The organism is Streptomyces sp. BE303, from assembly GCF_036290945.1.
In the GTDB taxonomy this organism is placed as follows: Bacteria; Actinomycetota; Actinomycetes; order Streptomycetales; family Streptomycetaceae; genus Kitasatospora.
The window spans coordinates 1-535 of the sequence record NZ_JAQYWZ010000139.1; the positions used below are offsets into that span (position 1 = coordinate 1).

1 protein-coding gene is annotated in these 535 nt (G+C 70.8%); it reads right to left on the bottom strand.

Annotation, left to right across the window (positions count from 1 at the left end; all coding sequences use genetic code 11):
* Nucleotides 1–228 (bottom strand): ATP-binding cassette domain-containing protein (locus PUR56_RS00615; RefSeq protein WP_443034410.1); only part of this gene is annotated, 228 nt, incomplete at its 3' end.
* Nucleotides 229–535: the final 307 nt, after the last annotated feature.

Here is a 535-nt window from a genome sequence, read left to right on the forward strand (position 1 = left end):
GGTGGGCTGGTGGTCGCCGGTGAGGATCTTGAGGAGGGTGGACTTGCCCGCGCCGTTCTCGCCCATGAGGGCGGTGACCTGACCGGCGGGGAAGTCGAGGGTGACTCCGCCGAGGGCCCGTACCGCGCCGAACCGCTTGGTCACCTGGTGCACACCGGCCGTCCCCGCAGGCGGCGGAACGGAGGGCGGGTAGGGATTCGGACTCGTGACGTGAGCTTCGCTCATCATGGTCGCCTTCGGTCGGGCGGGCGGGTCGGAGGGCCCGTCGAACGGGAGGCACCGCGTCGGGGTCGGTGCCGTGTCGACGGGTCGGTTCGACGGAAGGGGGATACCGCCTCCGGCCCCGGCGGCAAAGGGGCCGGGGGCGCGGACGGCCGTTCCCGGGGGTGTCAGGTGCAGGTGACGCCGGCGGTCTTCCAGGTGGTGGCGTCGACCATGGTGGTGGGGGCGAAGGCTTCCTTGGGGAAGTCCTTGCTGTTCTTGAGCTTGTCGTACATGGTCTGGACGGCGAGGGCGCCGACGTCCTTGCCGTTGA